This window comes from Streptococcus nidrosiense (assembly GCF_042140045.1).
GTDB lineage: Bacteria > Bacillota > Bacilli > Lactobacillales > Streptococcaceae > Streptococcus > Streptococcus nidrosiense.
The window spans coordinates 1,764,491-1,784,471 of sequence record NZ_CP152419.1; the positions used below are offsets into that span (position 1 = coordinate 1,764,491).

A 19,981-nucleotide genomic window follows, 5' to 3' on the forward strand; every position below is an offset into this window, starting at 1 on the left:
TTGTTTTAGAGAGGTCTTACTCTGGGAGCCTATTGCTATAAAATAATGGGCTCTTTTTTGATGCCCAAAAGTGAGGTTAATATGAAACAGGAATCAACTGTTGATTTGCTTTTAGACGTTGACCAACGTCCTTCAGCTGGAAAGGGAATTCTTCTTAGCTTCCAGCACGTATTCGCCATGTTTGGTGCAACCATCTTGGTACCTTTGATCTTGGGAATGCCTGTATCGGTTGCCCTTTTTGCATCAGGTGTAGGAACACTCATTTACATGATCTCTACTGGCTTTAAAGTTCCAGTTTATCTGGGTTCTTCTTTTGCCTTTATCACAGCTATGTCACTTGCCATGAAAGAAATGGGTGGTGATGTATCTGCTGCTCAGACAGGGGTTATCCTGACTGGTCTTGTTTATGTCCTTGTTGCTGCAAGTGTGCGCTTTGCAGGTACAAAATGGATCGACAAACTCTTACCACCAATCATTATCGGTCCTATGATCATTGTTATCGGTCTTGGACTAGCTAGTTCAGCTGTAACCAATGCTGGCCTTGTAGCTGATGGAAACTGGAAAAACGCTCTTGTAGCCGTTGTTACTTTCTTGATTGCTGCCTTTATCAATACAAAAGGAAAAGGCTTCCTACGAATTATCCCATTCCTATTTGCCATTATCGGTGGTTACCTCTTTGCCCTAGCACTTGGATTGGTTGACTTCACTCCTGTTCTTGAAGCTAACTGGTTTGAAATCCCTGGTTTCTACCTACCATTCAATACAGGTGGTGCCTTCAAACAATACGACCTTTACTTCGGTCCTGAAACAATTGCCATCCTACCAATCGCAATCGTAACCATTTCTGAACATATCGGAGACCACACCGTTCTAGGTCAAATCTGTGGACGCCAATTCTTGAAAGAACCAGGTCTTCACCGTACCCTTCTTGGTGATGGTATTGCAACATCTGTTTCTGCCTTCCTCGGTGGACCAGCCAATACAACCTACGGTGAAAATACAGGGGTTATCGGAATGACTCGTATCGCTTCTGTCTCAGTTATCCGTAACGCTGCCTTTATCGCAATTGCCCTTAGCTTCCTTGGTAAATTCACTGCATTGATTTCAACAATTCCAAACTCTGTACTTGGTGGTATGTCTATCCTTCTTTACGGGGTTATCGCAAGTAACGGTTTGAAAGTCTTGATCAAAGAACGTGTTGACTTTAGCCAAATGCGCAACCTTATCATCGCAAGTGCTATGTTGGTGCTTGGACTTGGTGGTGCTATCCTTAAACTTGGACCAGTTACCCTTTCAGGTACTGCCCTATCAGCTATGACAGGTATCATCCTAAACTTGATCTTGCCATACGAAAACAAAGACTAATCCATATAGAATCAACAAGAGGTCGGGACCAAAAATCCCGACCTCTATTTTTATTATGTGACTATTAGTCCGTCTCGCTCCGTGAGGTGCGAGACAAATAAACCACCCGCTATGCGGGTGCGCGTCGAAGGTTATACCAAAAAAACTCCAAGCGCGATACAATAAAGGTGTTCAAGCCAATTGTAAAGCGAAAGGAGAAAACCATGGCACAAAAGTCTCATAGTTTATCACACACAAAGTGGATGTGTAAATATCACATTGTGTTCACCCCTAAGTATAGACGAAAAGTGATCTATAATCAATATCGAAGTAGTTTGGGAGAAATATTCCACCGATTATGTAGTTATAAAGGTGTTGAGATTATCGAAGGTCATTTAATGCCTGATCATGTACATATGTTGGTAAGTATTCCACCTAGGATAAGTATTTCAAGTTTCATGGGGTATTTAAAAGGCAAAAGTGTACTCATGATGTTTGATAAACACGCCAACCTCAAGTACAAGTTTGGGAATCGGCATTTCTGGGCAGAAGGTTATTATGTGAGTACAGTAGGGCTTAATGAAGCCACAGATCAGGAAAAGCATGATATAGCACTAGATAAATTAAGTGTAAAAGAATATGAGGATCCCTTTAGGGATAGTGGCAAGTAATACTCACGCCTCTTTAAGAGGCAAGTGACGAGTCAAGAGCAATGAGGCTTGAACAACGTGAAAGCCAGCGTCTTTAGGCGCTGGCTGGTAATTTGGGCTTATAGCCCTGGTGCAAACCACCCGTTAGACGGGTGGTTATGATTCACAAGAAGACTTTGATACAGTGACTCATTGGACTGTTGTCAAAAAGTTTGATTTCTTAATTTTCCCAAGCAATCAGAAGATACAAGAGACTTGAACCAAACATATCAGCAAGAGCATGCATGAGAAAGAATGGCAGTAAATTCTTGACTACATACTTGTACAAGAAATAATAAAAGAGACCGTAAACAAGCCCAATCACCAAGGCCCAAAGCAATCCTTGATAGGTATGGAAAGAAATCCGTATAATTACCGAATAGACCAAAGCCAACCACTTGTGCTTTTCTTTTACTGAAATCAGTAAGCCTAGGAAGAAAAATTCTTCATAAAAACCATTTAGTAAAGCATAGCAAATCGCTATCGGTGTTAAAGCCATGAATTTTCGAATGATTTCCATGGGGTCTATAAAAGGGATCAACTGAGGATTAAAATAATTATACTTACCACTAAGGGTTGTAATGATATCACCAAAGATACCAACTACAGCAAAGATAAGGGGAACCCAAATTAAAACAGACCAGCTCCAACGTATAGGAAGCTGTTTAAAATCATAATTTCGAATCACAAGATAAAGGAAGGTAATCCCTAACATAATCAATTGAAAATTGAAATTACTAGAATAAGCTGCTCCATCACTTGCTACATTTGTCGTAGTTTCTGTGACACTAGTAAGAGTTGAAGTCGATAAACTCTCCATAAATTGTTGAGTAGAACGAATGATAAACTCTCCAAACATTAAAACAGTGATGATGAGGATATCGAACCATTTTAAGTATCTTAAAGGTTTTGATGGATGAATACTTTGTAGCAAATTCATATTTCCTCCTTATCTTTAAATGTATGAATTGATTATAAACATTCATTCTTAAAGTTATATGAACCAACTTGCTAGAAGATTAAAAACCAGCCTTATCAAAGACTGGTTTAATCCATTAAACGGAATGATGTTTCTTTTCAAGCATTAAATCCTTCAATGAAATGATAGTCACAGCTAGTAAAATCATTGCCATACCAAGAAAATCTACAGGATAAAAGATATCCCCCATAATCATGAAGGCAAAAAATACTGCCGAGATAGGCTCAATCGAAGCCAAAAGGCTAGACTTGACTGGTCCTATCATACTAGCTCCCTTGAGGAAGGCTGTATAGGCAAAGACCGTTCCAATCAGAATGATGCCAGCAAAAGCTAGAAAGATATCAAAAGATATGGGAATACTGGCCCCGATAAGCCCCGTAAAAGGTACTGCTAGTATACCTGAGATGGTCATTCCAACACCAATAACCAATATGCTCCCCCATTTTTGAATCAATTTTATAGGTAAAATGATATAAAGAGCATAGGTTAGGGCCGAGAACAAACCCCAAAATAGACCAGCTGGAGTCATCGAGAGTTGATCCAATTGCCCATGGGTTGCAATGAGAAAGGTCCCACCTATAGCTAAAAACATAGAGATGATTTCTGAAAGCGTCGGAGCCACCTTATCCTTGATACAAGTGTAAGCAAGGATTCCAACTGGACAGACATACTGGAGAACTGTCGCTGTCCCAGCATTTGTCTCCTGAATAGCTGAAAGATAAGCCAATTGATTTAGAAAAAGACCAAATAAAGAAAATAACAAGAGAGAAAACAGGCTTGATTTATCCTTCAGAAAAGCCATAAATTTATCCCTTGATTTAGTATAGGCAAGAAGAATCAAGAGTAAACCAGCAATTATCAAACGGATATTGGTCAGAAGGAGGGCTGAAATCCCGTGAACCATCAAGTACTGACCGCTGGTCCCCGACAAGCCCCAGGCAATACCTGCAATGACTGTATAAAGAGTTCCTTTTAAAGCTTTTGACATACTTCCTCCCTAGTCTGCCTCTCGAATCAAGTCCATGACCTGATTACGATCCAAAATCCACTGAGCACGCTCATCTTTTTCATAAGTTCGATTGGATAAAAAGATAGCAGCTTCTTGTTTCTTACGATTCCACATGATAAAGGTTCCAGTATAGCCTGTATGGTCCAGCCAATCACCTTCAAGATTCCAGGCCAATGAGCGTTCTTTATCATTCAGATCCGAAAAATTCTGACTTAAGTCTGCAGCAAAATCATCCTGCAAATAATGCTCTAGAAAGACTTTTAAATCATGAACTGTCGAAAACAAGCCTGCACTACCTGCATGCTTTCCAAGCAAACGAGCCTTGGGATCATGGACCACTCCTGCTTTCTGTCCACGGACCGTTGGAACAGCACAGTTAACTGGACCAAACTGAGTTTCCTTCATCTTCCATGGATTCAACACTTGCTCTTGTAAAATCTGATCCAAGTCCTTTTCAAAATAAGATTCTAAAAGAAAACCTAGTAAGAGAAAGTGCACATCTGAGTATAGAAAGGCTCTCTTCTCTCGGCGATTCAGATGAAACATAGCTTCTCTTAACTGATCTGCTGAAAGCTGATCTCTATTAGGAATAAAAGGATCTAAATCCGTTGCATGCGTTAGGAGTTGACGAATGGTGATGTCTGGGTAATCCACTTCTGGAAGATAGTCTCTTATGGAGTTATCTAGCTCAATCTTACCTTCCTTCCACAAGAAAGTTAAGACGGTTCCTACTCCAACAACCTTGCTGACACTTGCCAAATCATAGACCAAGTCCTCACGAGTCTGCTCACCAATTTGTGGATTTGCTTCTCCTAGATACCAGTCAGACCAAACGCCATCCTGATAATATGCAAAAGAGGCACCAGGATAAATCCCTGCCTCAATTTGTTGCTTTATTTTTTGAATGATTTTTTGTTTCATACTGCTTCAAACCACAATTCAATATTGTTGGTATCCTTAGTTAGGAAAAACTTCTCAGATTTTGGAATAAAGTAACCAGCTTCTTCAAATCTTTGACGCAATACAGGCAAATCCAAATTCTCTACTTGAAATTTCAACATGGACAGGTCCCAAGTTACATTATTTTCAACCAGTAAATCGCTCCCTTGAGCTTGATTAAAAGCTAGTCGATTTTCGATTTCTTCTTTTTCAAGCAGGCTTGATGTCTCATCTGGCAAGTTGATTTCCACCGAGATTTCAAAGGCTGTCAAATATCTCAGTTTCTCATCTATTGAAAAAGTGACTTCTTCCTCAACTTTTTTCAAATCTTTGATATTATCTTCAGCATGAATAAGAATACAATCCCCTTCTGGAGAAAGAAGCTCAAAAGCATATCCCTTAGCTCCCTTATAGAGTTGAGGGATTTCTTCCATTCTAGCTAGTAAGGCTTCAATCTCAGATGGCTTCTCTACCTTTACAAGTAATCTAGCTAATTTTTTAATCCCTTCAACCTTACGGCTCCTCATACTTGGTGACTCTTCTAAAACTAACTTTTCAATACCTGACTGGTCTCCTAGTGATAAGAAGGCTGACTCTTCAAGCAAGGGTTTCATCCCCAAAGTCTCAATATAAAACAACTCATTTAAATTTCTATTATTTACCTTTAGCGTCGGGATCATACGCTTTATTTGATTTACAATCATAAATTCCTCCAACACTTTTTATTTTAAAGGATTTTATCTTTTTTTACAAGTTATTCAATAAAAAACTTTAACTATATTAACTCTTTAAATTAAATTCCCCCTTCTGTTTGTAGAAGGGGGGCTTGATTGTTTTTACTAAAATACCTTATTTAGTCTTTCCAAGATAGTGTTGCTTGCAGACCGTAATGATCACTAACTTGTGGACTGTTTTTACCATCAAAGACCACGTGAAGTTTTTCTACCTGCACATCCTTTGTTGTAAAGATATAATCGATTCGAAGAGGTTCGCTATTTCCCTTCCAACCATCAATTTCAGGCGGAACAGTGTAACTACCACTTCTTTCTTTTGCAACTTCAAATGCATCTTGTAAGTTTAGTGGACTAGCTAAAATAGCTTGGTAGCCCTCTTGACCTGCAGGATTATTAAAATCACCTGCTAGCAAGAGTGGCTTGTTCAATTCTTTCAGAACTGCTTCAAAGCGCGCCCATTCCTCTTGGAAGCCTTTATCCCACCAAGAGAGATGGACACTCGCAACTGCAAGTTCTTTACCTTCAACTACTGTCTCTGCTAGAGCAACTCGACGAGTGTGGTAATCTGTCGGATCATCTACATCTGAAACCAAAATTTCACGCGCCTCAATTGGTGTTTTAGATAGGATTGCAACACCTTCATGGTAACGATCATAACCGATATGGTTATAGGCCCAAGTCCAATAATAGTTTTGACCTTGCTCAGCCAACTTCTCTACCAAAAGTCGCACATAGTGGTCTTGATGAATCGGCTCAGCAGATGGTAATGGCTGATAAAGTACACCAGCTTCTACTTGCGCTGAAGTAATTTCCTGGTTAATTTCTTGAAAACAAATCAAATCATAACTGTTTTCAAGTATATCTTGAAGTAAAAGTTGAAACTTTTGTTCAGGATCTTTTTCCATCCAACTATGGGTATTGAGTGTTAAAAACTTCATGCTTTTCTCCTATTAAACAAGAGGTTGGAAACAGCTTCCAACCTCCTAAATATTACAATTCTACTTTTGCAACTGCTGTTTTAGCAGCAAGAGAACCTGTTTTTTCTAATTTAACTGATTTGATCGCATCACCATTTGTGAAGACAACTACAGTTGTAGTTTCACGACCAGCTTCACGGATAGCACCCAAGTCAGCTGTGACAAGAAGATCACCAGCAGCAACCTGTTGTCCTTCAGTAACACGAACTGTAAATGGTTTTCCTTCAAGACTTACTGTGTCCAAACCAATGTGAACAAGTACTTCAAGGCCTGCTTCAGTCACAAGACCAAGAGCGTGTTCAGTTGGGAAGATACTTGATACAGTACCTGATACTGGAGATACAATGTTTCCGTTTGATGGTTCTACTGCAAATCCATCACCCATCATTTTTTGTGCGAATACAGGATCCTTAACTTGATCCAATTCAATCACTTGACCGTCAGCAACTGAGTATACTTCTTCAGTCACACCTTTGTATACAACAGCATCTTGTTGAGCTGCTGCTATTTGACTTGGAAGAGTTTCAGGAATCACTTCACCTGAGTCAAGAAGGTCTTGGATATCTGATTTCAAAACGTCAGCTTTAGGTCCGTAGATAGCTTGGACACCTTGTCCTTTCATGACAAGTCCCATAGCTCCTTCAGCTTTCCATTGTTCCTCTGTTCCAACTTTTTCAGCGTCTTTTACAGTAACACGAAGGCGAGTCATACATGCGTCCACATCAACGATGTTAGCACGTCCACCAAGAAGGTTAATGATGTTAACAGCTTGAGAAGCTTCTGCAACTTTTGACTCACCAGAAGCAGCAGATTCTGATGAACCTTCAGCAGTTTCGTAGTTTCCGTTACGTCCTGGAGTAGCATAGTTGAATTTTTGAATCATGAAGTTGGCGATAAAGTACATGATAACTGCAAATAGTGCTGTTACCCAGATAAAGTTAATGATATCCATACCAAGACCAGCATTGATAGCTAGTGGAGTACGAGTCAAGAATTCAATTGAACCGAATGAGTGCACACGAAGGTGAACAATATCAGCCATAGCAAAGGCAGCACCTTGAACAACAGCGTAGACAAGGTAAAGAGGTGTTGCAACGAACATGAACATATATTCAATTGGCTCAGTAACACCAGTCAAGAAAGTTGCAAGAGCTGTCGCAATCATCATACCTTTGTATTGGTGTTTCTTGTCTGCTTCAACATTACGGTAAATAGCAGCAGCCACACCCATCAAAATACCGAATGAACCAATCATTTGTCCAACTTTGAAACGAGCTGGATGAACTGTATCTAGCAATGTTTGGTATTGACTAGCATCAGTACCTTTAAGGTTTACAAGGTCTGTTACCCATGCAAGCCAAAGTGGATCTTGTCCAAATACTTGAGTGCCTTTTGCTGCACCAGTTAAAATATCGTAAGTACCACCAAGAGCTGTATAGTTCATTGGGATAGTCAACATATGGTGAAGACCAAATGGCAAGAGCAAGCGTTCCAAAGTACCATACAAGAATGGTGCAAGAACTGGTGCTGTTTCTTGTGAATTAGCAATCCAGATACCGAAGTTGTTGATACCTGTTTGAACAACTGGCCAGAAAGCTGAAAGAAGAATTGCAGCGATTGCTGAGCGAAGAATAACTACAAATGGTACAAAACGTTTCCCGTTAAAGAATGAAAGGGCATCAGGAAGTTTACGGAAATTATAGTATTTGTTAAATGCAGTCGCTCCAACAAAACCTGAGATAATCCCTACAAATACCCCCATGTTAAGGGCTGGTGACTCAAGTACACTAATGAAGTAATCAGCAACCTTGATAGATCCACCAAAGATTGTTGAAACCATAGCGTTAGGATCTTTCAACATATCCCCTGATACACCGAAGATTGTACCAGTGATACGGTTAATAAGGATAAATGCAAGACCTGCCGCAAAAGCACCACCAGCACGTTCTTTAGCCCAGCTTCCTCCAATAGCGAGGGCAAACAAAATATGAAGGTTACCGATAACTCCCCAACCAATTTGCTCTAGTACGCCACCAGTAATAACTAGGGGAGCAAGGTTTGGGTCAATCATTGCAAGTGACTTACCGATTGAAATCATCAATCCAGCCGCTGGCATAACAGCGATAACCACCATTAGAGCCTTACCGAATTTCTGCCAAAATTCGAAAGACAAGACATTTTTGAATGTATCTTTCATCATTCAAATCTCCTTTATATTTATTCGGCAAACGTTTTACGAAAACGTTTGCGCTTGTTTATGATTTAATTCTACCACTTTTTATTTTTTTGTAAAGGCTTTTATAAAAAAATTTTGACTTTTTCTTTCGTTTCACTTTCTAGGCACGCTCTCTCTTACTGACCTTTTTTGAGTTTGTAGGGCTTTTCTGATATAATATTAGCTATGAAATCCTATAATACCTTGAATGATTACTATCGAAATTTATTTGGAGAAAAGACTTTTAAAGTCCCTATTGATGCTGGCTTTGATTGTCCCAATCGCGATGGAACTGTAGCACATGGGGGCTGTACTTTTTGCACGGTTTCTGGTTCTGGAGATGCAATCGTTGCACCTGATGCTCCTATCCGTGAGCAATTCTATAAAGAAATTGACTTTATGCATCGTAAATGGCCAGATGTTAAAAAGTATTTGGTTTACTTCCAAAATTTTACCAATACACATGAAAAGCTGGAAGTGATTCGCGAACGCTATGAACAAGCTATCAATGAACCTGGGGTTGTCGGTATCAATATAGGGACTCGACCAGATTGCCTTCCTGATGAGACAATTGAATACTTGGCAGAATTATCAGAGCGAATGCATGTTACTGTAGAACTAGGTTTACAAACCACCTATGAAGAAACTTCAGAATTGATTAACCGCGCCCACTCCTATGAACTCTACGTGGAGACTGTCAAGCGCTTGAGAAAATATCCTAAAATCGAGATTGTTGCCCATTTGATCAATGGTTTGCCAGGTGAAACTCATGAAATGATGGTGGAAAACGTTCGGCGTTGTGTAAGGGACAATGATATCCAAGGGATTAAACTTCACCTACTTCACCTCATGACCAATACTCGGATGCAAAGGGATTATCATGAAGGTCGTTTGCAGCTCATGAGTCAGGATGAATATGTCAAGGTCATCTGTGACCAACTAGAAATTATTCCCAAGCATATCGTTATCCATCGGATTACCGGTGATGCGCCTAGGGATATGTTGATTGGTCCTATGTGGAGTCTCAATAAATGGGAAGTTCTAAATAGCATTGAGGCTGAAATGAGACGACGCGGTAGCGTCCAAGGATGCAAGGCTGTAAAACAGGAGTTTATGAATGAAAAGACCACTTGAAATGGCGCATGATTTTCTTGCCCAAGTCATCACCCAAGAGGATATTGTCGTTGATGCGACCATGGGAAATGGCCATGATACCCTTTTTCTAGCTAAGTTAGCTAAACAAGTCTATGCTTTTGATATACAGGAACAAGCTCTAGAAAAGACAAGCCAACGTCTACAAGAAGCTAGTTTGACCAATGCAGAATTAATCCTACAAGGTCATGAAACCGTGGATCAGTTTGTAACTGAGGTGAAAGCTGCCATCTTTAATCTAGGTTATCTTCCTTCAGCTGATAAAAGCATTATCACCCAACCTCAAACAACTATTGAAGCACTGGATAAACTTTGCCAATTGCTAGTTAAGGGTGGACGAATAGCCATCATGATTTATTACGGGCATGAAGGCGGAAATATCGAACGGGATGCAGTCATGGATTTTGTCAGTCACTTACCACAACAAGAATATACTGCTACGATCTATCGCACTCTCAACCAAATCAACAATCCACCATTTTTAGTCATGATTGAAAAATTAGAAAGGTATCGACATGGATAAACAATACCTACGAGATAAAATAGAAAATCTACGTCACAAATTTGTCGAATCAACTCAACATGAACGGGCAGTTGGTATGTTAGATGAAGCTCATATGAGCAAGAAGATGCTGAAAATCAAGAAGAAAATGATAACACTTGAAATGGAGCGTTGTCAGAAGAAAATCGAGCACAAGGACTGCTCGAAGATTGATCAAAAAATCCAAGAACAAAAGGAACTTTTTGAAGCTTGTCGAAAACAAAAATAAGGAGGTAGAAGATGGATTTACTTTTTTATCTCTTGATATTTTTACTTGTTCTCATTGTTTCGAGTACGACCAATAAACTTCTTCCCTTCCTACCCATGCCCCTGATTCAGATTCTTCTGGGAATCGGACTTGGTCTTTGCTTACCCAACAACCAATATCACTTAGATACTGAGTTGTTTCTAGCTTTAGTCATTGGTCCACTACTCTTTCGTGAAGCTCAAGAAGCAGATGTAACCTCCATCCTAAAGCACTGGAGAATCGTTCTCTATCTAATTTTCCCTGTCATCTTTATATCTACTCTAAGTATGGGAGGACTTGCCCATGTCCTTTGGGCGAGCTTACCTTTAGCTGCCTGCGTAGCCGTAGGGGCTGCACTTGGTCCTACTGACCTGGTTGCCTTTGCTTCCCTTTCTGAACGGTTTACATTTCCAAAACGAATTTCAAATATCTTAAAAGGGGAAGGACTCCTTAATGATGCTTCTGGGCTAATTGCCTTTCGTGTTGCTCTCATCGCATGGACAACGGGAACCTTTTCAATCGCTCAAGCAGGAATTTCCCTAGCTATCTCCATCATTGGAGGGTTTGCAGTCGGCTTTATAACAGCCTTAATCAATCGTTTCCTCCATACTTTTCTACTTAGTGTTCGAGCTACTGATATAGCCAGTGAACTCTTGCTGGATCTTAGTTTACCACTTTTAACATTCTTCATCGCTGAAGAGATTCATGTTTCTGGAATTATCGCAGTCGTTGTCGCTGGTATTTTAAAAGCCAGTCGCTTTAAAAAGATAAATCTTCTCGAAGCTCAAGTGGATACAGTGACCGAGACCGTTTGGCACACTGTTACCTTTATGCTCAATGGTTCTGTCTTCGTACTGTTAGGAATGGAACTGGAAATGATTGCGGAGCCGATTCTTAAGAGTGCTTTTTATAACAATGTGCTTCTTCTCGTCACAGTCTTTCTTTTAACCTTCCTACTCTTTGCCATCCGCTTTGTGATGATTTACGGCTTTTACGCGTTTCGAATAAAGAAACTTCAAAAAAGTCTCCACAAGTATGTCAAAGATATGCTCCTTCTAACATTTTCTGGAGTTAAGGGAACAGTTTCTATTGCTACTATCCTCTTGATACCGTCTAACTTAGAGCAGGAATATCCGCTCCTTCTCTTCCTCGTAGCTGGTGTAACCCTAGTCAGTTTTCTTACTGGATTATTGGTCTTGCCACACCTTTCTGAAAAGCAAGAGCCATCTAAGGATCATCTCATGCACATCGCTATCCTAAATGATGTTGCTATGGAGTTAGAGAGAGATCTGGACCATACTAAAAACAAGGTTCCCCTCTATGCTGCGATTGATAACTATCACGGACGGATTGAAAATCTCATTCTAAGCCAAGAAAATAAAGAAATCCAAGAAGACTGGGAAGCTCTTAAACTCTTGATTCTCAGTATCGAGAACGATGGTTTGGAACAGGCTTATGAAGAAGGAAAAATCGGTGAAAGAGGTTATCGTGTATATCAACGCTACTTGAAAAGCATGGAGAAAAATATTAAGCGAAACTTTGCTTCTCGCCTAACCTACTACTTCCTTGTTTCTATACGGATTGTGCGCTTTCTCCTTCATGAGTTGCTCACATTTGGAAAAACCTTTCGTTCTTGGAGAGACAAGGAAAACCAAAGACTTCTTGCCATCGATTATGATCAGATTGCAGAGCTCTATCTAGCCAACACTGAAATCATCATCGAAAGTTTAGAAAACCTCAAAGGGATTTATAAGAGTTCTCTAATCAGCTTCATGCAGGAATCACGTCTCCGTGAAACCAGTCATATTACCAGTGGTGCCTTTGTGGAGCGGGTTATCAATCGTATTAAACCCAATAATATCGACGAAATGTTGAGAGGCTACTATCTAGAACGTAAGTCTATCTTTGAATACGAGAAACAAAAACTTATTTCAGCCCAGTATGCTAAAAAACTACGACAAAATGTAAACAACCTAGAAACTTATTCCCTAAAAGAATCAGCCAACACATTACCTTATGATATGATGGAATTAGTTCGCAGAAATTAAGATTTATACTCTTCGAAAATCAAATTCAAACCGCGTCAACGTCGCCTTGCCGTACTCAAGTACAGCCTGCGGCTAGTTTCCTAGTTTGCTCTTTGATTTTCATTGAGTATTAGGTTATTATTGTGGAGGATTATGCAATGAAAAAGTTGTGGAAACAACTAACCAATAGGCCTTTATTAAAAGCTTTTTTACACTACTATCATGTTTCAGATATTGAATTAACCAGTGTAGCTGTGGCTTATTATTGGTTGATTTCACTCTTCCCTTTACTTATGATAGCCATCAATATCTTGCCTTATTTTCAAATTCCAATCTCTAATTTTTTACTAACCTTAAAAGAACTTTTACCAGATACAATCTATGACGTAGTAGCAAAGATTGCTCGTGAAGTGCTGACACAACCATCTGCTGGACTATTGAGTTTTGCTGTGATATCAGCTCTTTGGACATTTTCAAAATCCATGAATTTTCTTCAAAAGGCTTTTAATAAAGCCTATGGAATCGCAAAAAATAGAGGAATTATCTCACATCAACTGATGAGTCTCCTAGTTAGTTTGGGACTTCAAATTCTCTTTGCTCTTGCCTTATTTCTAAGTATGTTTGGTCATATGTTGTTGGATCTGCTAAAAAACTACTGGAAATCCGAAAGTTCTCTATTTGCATATTTACAGGATTTTACAGGACCGCTGATTTATGCCTTACTTTTTGCAATTTTGATCATGCTCTATTATTTCCTTCCGAATGTGAAAGTCGGTCGTATTCGTTACGTCTTTCCTGGAAGTCTGTTCGTGTTTGTCACTCTTATTTCTTTATTAACCATCTTTTCAGCTTATTTCAATAACTATGTCAACTATCTTGTCGACGTTCGATTTTTCAGTTCCATCATCGTTGTTGTCATGATGTTCTGGTTTATAATCATTGCCAAGTTATTGATTGTCGGTGCTGTTATTAATGCGAGTGTCCAAAGTCTTAAGGATCCAGATTTTAAGGTCAACAAATAAGTTTTTAATTAGTAAACAAATCAATCCCCCAGTCATTTAATACTGGGGGATTTTTGAATTTCCTACTTTATTGTCCACTCGTTAGGGCTTGCAATTCTGTTTTTAGATAGTGAGCCAAATGTTGGTGAGCAAAAATATTGGCATTTTTTTCTGCGGTAGGATTGTAGTTTGTGTTGGTATTTACATCATAAACATAAATATCACCACTCTCTGACTGAACCCATTCAATAGCAGCAACATCAATCTGAGCATTTTTTAGGAAGTTTTCATAAGCTTCTCTTCGGTCATCTGGTAGAGGTTCTGTAATCTGGAATTTCTCAGATGTTTCTAGTTGTTCTGGTCTCTTGCCAATTTGACAACCATCTGCTGGGCACAGTTGGAAACCATCTGAAGAATCAATTGAAACAGTGTAGAGGAACTTTTGATTGATAAACTCTGAACGACGGATACGTCCATCACTTGGTTTGATGTAGGCTTGTAACAAGGTAATCCCGTCCACTGAAGGTTCAAAGAGGGGACTATTGACATAAGCTGCCAGTTCCTCTTCATTTTGGAAGAGTTGAACGCCTAATCCCTTACCTGCTCGATTGTGCTTGGTAATCAAAGGATAAATATTTAATTTTCTTGCTGCTTCAATGATGTTTTCTTGCCCTAAAACTGCAACTGTTGCAGGAGTCTCGATACCAGATTCGTTTAACTTCAAATATTGTTTGACTTTACTGATTTCAAGGTTAATAGCACCTGTTCCATTCACAACCTTGCGTCCGTGGGCTTCTAACCAAGTAATCACCTGCTCTGTAAATTCTGGCGCATAGCGATGTCCTCTGGTGTGAGAAGACGCAGACATACGATTGTAAAAGATACCTTGTGGTGGTGGACTTTGAAGGTCCAATATCCCACTAGATAAATCCCACAGTTCATAAGGGACTTCTAGTTCTTCCAACCATTTGATCAAATGCTGGGTCCATTCAAGATTCTCATGAATTACATAAACTTTTGCTTCACTCATTACTTATAAACTCCTTAAGAAAAGCTGACTGATAATTGGCTTTCCTTTTCTTCTTCTAAAATATATCCTTCTGTTTTTTCAATAACGCTGACTGTTAAGATTTGACCCAAAACATTGATCATAGTACGGCCAGCATTGACAAAGAAATCAACTGCAAAGATCAAGGCGACTCCTTCAACTGGTAAGCCCAATTGAGGTGCTGCTGCTAATAGAACCACGATAGCCCCTGATGGCACAGTTGCTGCAGTTTTTCCAATCAAGGTCAAGAGTAAAACAGTAAACAAGAGACTTGATAAAGAAAATTGAATGCCGTAGGCATGCGCGATAAAGATTGTCGCTACTGAGAAATAAACTGCTGCTCCCTCTAAGTTAAAAGTATATCCTAAAGGAACAACTAAATCAATTGTATGCTCGTCATGGCCCTGTTTTTTCAAATCTTTAAGAAGGGATGGCAAGACAACACTAGAACTACCCGTAACAAAGGCCAGAGTCAAGAGACTCCAATTTTCACGAAAGGCTGACAAATACGGAACTTTAAAGAAAACTGCAATCAAAGGGAAAATAAGGAGAACCAAAACAGCATAAGCCAAATAAGTTCCAATGACAAATTGACCAAGTCCAATCAGCTTGTCAACACCAGTAGTTGCAACATCTTTAGCGATAAATCCAAAAATACCAATCGGTGATAGTTTGATAATTACTGCAACAATCTTGTAAATGGCTTCAATCCAGATTTGGAAACCTTGGATAATCTTCTGAGATTTATCAGACTTAAGATTCCCAATTCCGTAACCAAGAAAGATTGCAAAAACGATAATTGGCAAGAGGGCACCTTCTGAAAGAGACTTGACGATATTTGATGGAATAAAACCAAGCAAAAATTCGCTAAATTTTACATTATTGGCAATTCCATCAAGGTTACCACCAGTTTGACCGATATTCACTCCTTGACCAAATCCTAAATAGTAACTAGCAAATACAAACAAAAGAGTAATGGCAGTTGTTACGGCAAAAAAGTAAACCAAACTCTTGGTCAAGATTTTTCCGAACGATTTTTTTCCGATAACTCCAGCTACTGCAACAACGATGGTTGGGAAGATTAGAGGAATGATAACCATATTGATCAATTTAATAAAGGCTTGTCCTAAAAATTGATAAAAGCCTGCAAATTGTGGCCAGATGAGGGCAGCGATAACACCCAAGACCAAAGCCACCAATAATTGAATGCCTAGTGAGAGTTTTGACCATAACGTAACTAATTTCATAAGAAACTCCTTTGTTTTATTTGCTACTCATTCTACTACTATTCTTCACCTCTGACTAATATATATTTTCTATGGTGAACATAAAAAAGATTTATATTGAGGACTCAAACTATCATTGTATCGAACACATGATTTATTCTGATTAAGCAGAAATTATAAAATCTGTTTCTTATCAATGATTTTTTGCTAAAACAGTGATAAATCAAGGAATTTACGTTTCTATTCTCTAAATTTTATGATACAATAATGGTATGATTTTAATGAAACTTGCTTCCATCTTGCTTTTGGTACTAACCTTAGCTCTGGCGATTATTTTAAGCAGACTCTTTAAGTTAAAAAAAAGGGGCATCAATGCTGCTGATTTAGCTTTTCCTTTTCTAATTTTTGAATACTATTTGATTACGGCTAAGATGTTCACACACAATCAACTTCCAGTATTGGGAACGGCCTTATCAATACTAGCAATTGTGTTAGTCTTTTTCTTCTTAAACCAAAGACGTAGTTTTTATTATCCAAAATTTATTAAATTCTTTTGGCGAGCTGGATTTTTACTAACACTGCTCATCTATATCATCATGATTGTTCAAATTTTCGTGATGAAATAGTCAACTATAGCAATACAGTCCACCAACACATCAATCTTGGTCACTAAATGTTCTATATGAGGCACTTTTCTGATAAAATTATAAAAAAATAAAAATAGGAGATTAATCAAGTGAAAAAAACGCTCTTGGCAAGCGCCATTACGCTTTCAGTTTTTGGTCTAACAACCAACCTTAGCTATGCTGAGGAGAACAAAGTACAGTCAACCCAAGTAGAAACAACACATAGTGAAACCTCTGCTGACAAAGTGGAGAAAAACAGTCTCCCAGCCAAGGAAGCTGAACCTTCAACTGAAGCAAATGCCAATCAAACAACAAATCCAGCTAAGAAAGAAGAAGACAAGGCACCAGAAGTCCAAAAAGAAGGTTGGGTATTAGAGGAAAACCACTGGCGCTTCTATGAAAATAATGCCCCTGTTCTTAACTGGAAAAAAATCCACGGAAAATGGTACTACTTCAACAAAGATGGAATCATGTTGAGCGATACTATTTTTGACGGATATATCCTTACTAGTAGCGGGGCTATGGTCGATTCTGGTTGGAGTAAACTCCAAGAAAAATGGTATTACGCTAACGCTTATGGAAAAATTTCTCAACAAAAATGGGAAAAGATCGGTGGTGTCTGGTACTATTTTGATCAAGACGGTGTCATGCTCAGCAACACGATTTTTGACGACTATCTGTTTACCAATAGTGGTGCCATGGCTGAGAGTTCTTGGGTAAAACAAGATGGACAATGGTACTATGCCCTTGCTTCTGGTAAATTAATCAAAAACAAGTGGGACAAAATTAGTGGTACCTGGTACTACTTTAACAAAGATGCTACTATGGCAAGTAACCAATGGCAAGGTAGCTACTACCTAAAAGCTAGCGGGGCTATGGCTGAAAAAGAATGGATTTTCGATAAAAACTATGATAGTTGGTTCTACTTGAAATCTGGTGGTGCTTACGCATCGCGTCAATGGATTGGTTCCTACTACCTCAAGGCAGGTGGCTACATGGCTAAGAGCGAATGGATTGATGACAGCTACTATAAAGCCCGTTACTATGTAGATGAAAATGGAGTCTATGTTACAGGGACCTATAAAATCGATGGAAAAAACCAGCAATTTCAAAGTGATGGAAAATGGCTTGGCGAAGCTTCTACAAGCCACGGGTTTGAAAAAGGGAAATACAACAATATCATCTTCCTAGATCCAGGTCATGGTGGTAAAGACCCTGGTGCCGTTTACTATAACACTAATGAAAAAGACCTCACTATGCTAGTTTACAAGAAACTTCGCAAGGAACTCGAGGGACTTGGCTATACAGTTCTTTCTTCAAGAGACAGTGATGTCTTTGTAGACTATGTCACCGAACGTTCAAGAATGGTTAATAAGACTGATTCAGATATCTTTATTAGTATTCACTTCAATGCTACTGGAAATCCAGCTTCAAATACGGCTGGGATTCAGACTTATTCTTATGAAGCAGACTCTAGTTATCCTTCTAAGATTAATCCATACTGGCATAACCATCCTGACCGTATCAGTGAAAGTAATCGACTTGCGGCAGACATCCACTCTTCACTATTAGCTGAAACTGGTGCTAAGGATGCAGGTCGTCTACGAAGGAGCTTTGCTGTCCTTCGAGAAACTAATAAACCAGCCGTTCTATTGGAATTGGGATATATTGACAATTTCAATGAGAATCAACAAGTCCGCAGTGATGCCTACCAAAACAGATTGGTTGCAGGTATTGTAAAAGGGATTCAAAAATATTACGCAGGTCAATAAAGAAAAAGTCTCGAGAAAATCTCGAGATTTTTTTGTATTATTTTTCTTACTTGTTGGCTTCAGGAAAAAGAAATCCAATTCCAACGCAAGCCAAGACTCCAGCACCGATAACCAAACCGCTTGAAAGTGGCAAGATATCAAGAATAGCGTTGGCGATGATAAAGGCAATCATCAAGCTCATGAGACTGGCCTTGTAATCTTTTTTCACCAAATTCTCAAGAGTAAAAAATAGGAATAAACCTACTGGAAAGAGGGCCCAGATATTGACATCCAAACTTGGCCATCCAACAAAACCAAAATACAAGACTGCTGCTGCAACGACTAATAATCCGATACCTAATACTTTTTTCATGATACTACCTCATTTTCTATTTTGTTAGGAAGTTTTATCTCCCTTTAACAATTACAACTATAACAGAAATAAAAATCGCAAGCAATAGCTTTTGTCTATGTGGCAGACATGATAAACTATGTGGTCAGAATTTTTCTAAAAAATAAGCCATTGCTGACTTCTTTTCATTCATTTTTCATTTTTCTTTAGACTCTAAAGCTGATTTGATGGCATCACGATCAGCTTTCAATTTCGTTAAATTTTTCTCTTCAGATTCTAATTGACTCGTATCCGGTTTAACACGATAGTAAACATTTTCTGGATGCATCAACATTCCTTCATATTGTTGTCCTGCAAAGAGTCTATCCTCAGTGTGATTGGAATTGTCTGTTATTTTACCATCACCACCAGGTTCCATGACAACACCACTTGGTACAACGACTACCACAAACCCTCCCGCCTGAGAACCTTTTGCCCAAGCACCAAGGGCTACTGTTTCTAGGTTGCGATCATTCTGACTTTTTGATACTTTCAATTCAACAATAGACTCATGCTTTTGATCATTGTATATCCAAGAAGATTGGACTTCCCCTGAATTATTAATGATATATTCATTACCAGACTGTGTCCGCCAAGTTCCTTCTAAACTTGATAAATCATTATTTCTGAGGGCTTCAAGATCTAATTTGGGAACAAAAGCTTCTTTTTTTAATTGACTAACGAGCTGCTCTGATTCTGAAATCTTGGTATCCAAATTAGCCAATTGTTCCTTTAGTTTTTGAATTTCCTCTTCCTTTGCCTTATCCTTATCGTCCTCTTTCCCCTGACTTTTTGTTGTCTCTTCAGTCTTAGATGAGGAAGAAGTTTGATTTGCTTCTTGCTTGAGATTAGGTGAATTTAAAAAGATACTAGCAACAATGATTATAACTAGAGCTGTTAGGGCAAGACCGATATACATTTTTATATTTTTAGTTGTAGAAGAGGCTTTTGCCAATTTCGATGCAGTTGCTTTTCGACCGTGAGTCTTATCTACTTGTTTTATCCGTTCTTTCTTTTTCATGATACTCCTCCTCATTTTGATGAGTATTGATGATTCTAATAAACTAATATAATATTTATTTTAT

General features: G+C 38.8%; 19 protein-coding genes. 9 read left to right on the plus strand and 10 right to left on the minus strand.

Annotated features, from left to right (window positions below):
- The first annotated feature begins 81 nt into the window (after positions 1 to 81).
- Both AAFQ93_RS08420 and tnpA read left to right on the plus strand, forming a co-directional pair.
- Positions 82 to 1,365, plus strand: a complete 1,284-nt coding sequence (locus tag AAFQ93_RS08420; protein ID WP_375555178.1) for a uracil-xanthine permease family protein — start codon at positions 82 to 84, stop codon at positions 1,363 to 1,365.
- 203 nt (positions 1,366 to 1,568) lie between these two features.
- Positions 1,569 to 2,015, plus strand: coding sequence for an IS200/IS605 family transposase (gene tnpA, locus AAFQ93_RS08425; RefSeq protein WP_301559709.1), 447 nt, complete (start codon positions 1,569 to 1,571; stop codon positions 2,013 to 2,015).
- Positions 2,016 to 2,214: 199 nt separating this feature from the next.
- Here tnpA and AAFQ93_RS08430 read toward each other — a convergent pair whose 3' ends face one another.
- From AAFQ93_RS08430 to AAFQ93_RS08455, 6 genes are all read right to left on the minus strand, one after another.
- A complete protein-coding gene (locus AAFQ93_RS08430) occupies positions 2,215 to 2,973 on the minus strand; it encodes a CPBP family intramembrane glutamic endopeptidase (RefSeq protein WP_301559708.1) in 759 nt (252 codons plus the stop codon).
- 115 nt (positions 2,974 to 3,088) lie between these two features.
- A complete protein-coding gene (locus AAFQ93_RS08435; protein ID WP_301559707.1) occupies positions 3,089 to 4,000 on the minus strand; it encodes a DMT family transporter in 912 nt (303 codons plus the stop codon).
- A 9-nt stretch (positions 4,001 to 4,009) separates the two neighbouring features.
- A complete protein-coding gene (locus AAFQ93_RS08440; protein WP_375555179.1) occupies positions 4,010 to 4,942 on the minus strand; it encodes a serine hydrolase domain-containing protein in 933 nt (310 codons plus the stop codon).
- Positions 4,939 to 5,664, minus strand: a complete 726-nt coding sequence (locus tag AAFQ93_RS08445; protein ID WP_375555180.1) for a CppA N-terminal domain-containing protein — start codon at positions 5,662 to 5,664, stop codon at positions 4,939 to 4,941. Before AAFQ93_RS08445 ends, AAFQ93_RS08440 begins: the two co-directional genes overlap by 4 nt.
- 149 nt (positions 5,665 to 5,813) lie before the next feature.
- Positions 5,814 to 6,632: an endonuclease/exonuclease/phosphatase family protein gene (locus AAFQ93_RS08450; RefSeq protein WP_223339281.1), complete on the minus strand. Its 819-nt coding sequence runs from the start codon at positions 6,630 to 6,632 to the stop codon at positions 5,814 to 5,816.
- A gap of 52 nt (positions 6,633 to 6,684) precedes the next feature.
- The gene (locus AAFQ93_RS08455) at positions 6,685 to 8,871 is read right to left on the minus strand and encodes a PTS transporter subunit IIBC (RefSeq protein ID WP_375555181.1); all 2,187 of its coding nucleotides are present in this window, start codon (positions 8,869 to 8,871) and stop codon (positions 6,685 to 6,687) included.
- 201 nt (positions 8,872 to 9,072) lie between these two features.
- Between AAFQ93_RS08455 and AAFQ93_RS08460 the strand changes: the two genes are divergently transcribed.
- The 5 genes from AAFQ93_RS08460 (at position 9,073) to AAFQ93_RS08480 (ending at position 13,875) form a co-directional block, all read left to right on the plus strand.
- Positions 9,073 to 10,020, plus strand: a complete 948-nt coding sequence (locus AAFQ93_RS08460) for a TIGR01212 family radical SAM protein (RefSeq protein ID WP_049504214.1) — start codon at positions 9,073 to 9,075, stop codon at positions 10,018 to 10,020.
- Positions 10,004 to 10,561: a class I SAM-dependent methyltransferase gene (locus tag AAFQ93_RS08465; protein ID WP_375555182.1), complete on the plus strand. Its 558-nt coding sequence runs from the start codon at positions 10,004 to 10,006 to the stop codon at positions 10,559 to 10,561. The genes AAFQ93_RS08460 and AAFQ93_RS08465 overlap by 17 nt, the downstream gene beginning before the upstream one ends.
- On the plus strand, positions 10,554 to 10,808 hold the full coding sequence (locus tag AAFQ93_RS08470; protein ID WP_223139941.1) for a hypothetical protein: 255 nt from the start codon (positions 10,554 to 10,556) through the stop codon (positions 10,806 to 10,808). Before AAFQ93_RS08465 ends, AAFQ93_RS08470 begins: the two co-directional genes overlap by 8 nt.
- A gap of 11 nt (positions 10,809 to 10,819) precedes the next feature.
- Entirely contained in the window at positions 10,820 to 12,874 is a 2,055-nt protein-coding gene (locus AAFQ93_RS08475) for a sodium:proton antiporter (protein ID WP_223139942.1), read from the plus strand.
- Positions 12,875 to 13,011: 137 nt separating this feature from the next.
- On the plus strand, positions 13,012 to 13,875 hold the full coding sequence (locus AAFQ93_RS08480) for a YihY/virulence factor BrkB family protein (RefSeq protein ID WP_223139943.1): 864 nt from the start codon (positions 13,012 to 13,014) through the stop codon (positions 13,873 to 13,875).
- A 67-nt stretch (positions 13,876 to 13,942) separates the two neighbouring features.
- On the opposite strand, the gene AAFQ93_RS08485 is transcribed toward AAFQ93_RS08480, so the two are convergent.
- Complete coding sequence (locus AAFQ93_RS08485; protein WP_375555183.1) at positions 13,943 to 14,884, minus strand: RimK family alpha-L-glutamate ligase; 942 nt, start codon at positions 14,882 to 14,884, stop codon at positions 13,943 to 13,945.
- 14 nt (positions 14,885 to 14,898) lie between these two features.
- On the minus strand, positions 14,899 to 16,149 hold the full coding sequence (locus tag AAFQ93_RS08490; RefSeq protein WP_375555184.1) for a dicarboxylate/amino acid:cation symporter: 1,251 nt from the start codon (positions 16,147 to 16,149) through the stop codon (positions 14,899 to 14,901).
- Between the two features lie 251 nt (positions 16,150 to 16,400).
- On the opposite strand from AAFQ93_RS08490, the gene AAFQ93_RS08495 reads away from it, so the two are divergent.
- Positions 16,401 to 16,754 (plus strand): DUF3397 domain-containing protein, encoded by a 354-nt coding sequence (locus AAFQ93_RS08495; RefSeq protein ID WP_375555185.1) that lies wholly within the window; start codon positions 16,401 to 16,403, stop codon positions 16,752 to 16,754.
- A 110-nt stretch (positions 16,755 to 16,864) separates the two neighbouring features.
- Positions 16,865 to 18,526 carry an N-acetylmuramoyl-L-alanine amidase gene (locus AAFQ93_RS08500; RefSeq protein WP_375555186.1) on the plus strand — a complete coding sequence of 554 codons (1,662 nt, stop codon included), beginning with the start codon at positions 16,865 to 16,867 and terminating at the stop codon, positions 18,524 to 18,526.
- Positions 18,527 to 18,572: 46 nt separating this feature from the next.
- Here the strand turns inward: AAFQ93_RS08500 and AAFQ93_RS08505 are convergent, their stop codons facing one another.
- Positions 18,573 to 18,878, minus strand: coding sequence for a hypothetical protein (locus tag AAFQ93_RS08505; protein ID WP_375555187.1), 306 nt, complete (start codon positions 18,876 to 18,878; stop codon positions 18,573 to 18,575).
- 175 nt (positions 18,879 to 19,053) lie between these two features.
- Positions 19,054 to 19,917 carry a DUF6287 domain-containing protein gene (locus AAFQ93_RS08510; protein WP_375555188.1) on the minus strand — a complete coding sequence of 288 codons (864 nt, stop codon included), beginning with the start codon at positions 19,915 to 19,917 and terminating at the stop codon, positions 19,054 to 19,056.
- Positions 19,918 to 19,981 lie beyond the last annotated feature (64 nt).